This is a genomic window from Vibrio sp. 1249-1 (assembly GCF_033340495.1).
In genome coordinates this window covers 1-1,054 of sequence record NZ_JAWOWJ010000143.1, presented here as the reverse complement: position 1 = coordinate 1,054, position 1,054 = coordinate 1, and the positions used below count along the sequence as shown (strand labels likewise).

Here is a 1,054-nt window from a genome sequence, read left to right as displayed (position 1 = left end):
CTGATCGTTGCAGGTACTGCTCTTGGCGCTGGTATGCTTGCCATACCTATGGTGCTTGCTCAATTTGGCCTCCTTTGGGGCACTCTTCTTATGTTGTTCATCTGGGCTGGAACGACTTATGCCGCTTTGCTTCTACTTGAAGCGAGTTGCAAAGTCGGTGGTGGCGTAAGTATGAACGCAATCGCCCGCGAAACACTGGGTAAAGGCGGTCAGTTAGTGACCAATGGTCTGCTTTACGCGTTGCTTGTTTGTCTATTGATGGCTTACATCATTGGCGCTGGCGATCTAGTGCAAAAAATCACGGCATCAGTCGGCCTTTCTGTTTCCACTGTTTCTAGCCAAGTTGGCTTTACTATCTTAGTGGGTCTGATTGTTTCTGCTGGCACTGGTGTGGTCGACAAGCTGAACCGTGGTCTGTTTATCGGTATGATTGTTGCGCTTGTTTTAACGCTGTTTGCTCTTGCTCCTAGTGTTTCATTCGAAGGCCTAAACGAAGTCGTGAGTAGCGACAAAATGGCACTGATCAAAACCAGTTCTGTGCTATTCACCAGTTTTGGCTTTATGGTCGTCATTCCTTCGTTGGTGACTTACAACAAAGAAGCGAGCAAAACTCAGCTGCGTAACATGATCGTTGTCGGCTCTACGATTCCTTTGGTTTGTTACCTATTGTGGTTGTTTGCGGTTGTGGGTAACTTGCCGCCACATGAGCTGGTACAGTACTCAAACGTCACTGAACTTATCTCGGTTCTTGGTCAACAGTACAATGGCTTGGAGTTTATTCTGTCCATGTTTACTGGTTTGGCGTTGCTAACTTCATTCTTGGGTGTGGCAATGGCGCTTTACGACCAAAACGCGGACTTGCTCAAAACCAGCAAGCCAGTGGTATTCGTCACCACATTTATTCTGCCGCTACTTGGTGCTGTATTTGCTCCGGAACATTTCTTAGCAATTTTAAGCTACGCAGGCATTATTCTTGTGTTCTTGGCAGTTTTTGTTCCATTGTCGATGACAATGAAAGTGCGCCGTGTACCTGTCGAAGACAACAGCGTTTACG

Annotated in this window: 1 protein-coding gene; it reads left to right on the top strand. The window is 46.9% G+C overall.

Features of this window, described 5'->3' with window-relative positions:
• On the top strand, positions 1–1,054 hold a 1,054-nt coding region (locus tag R7Z50_RS24835; RefSeq protein WP_318149394.1), incomplete at both ends, for an amino acid permease.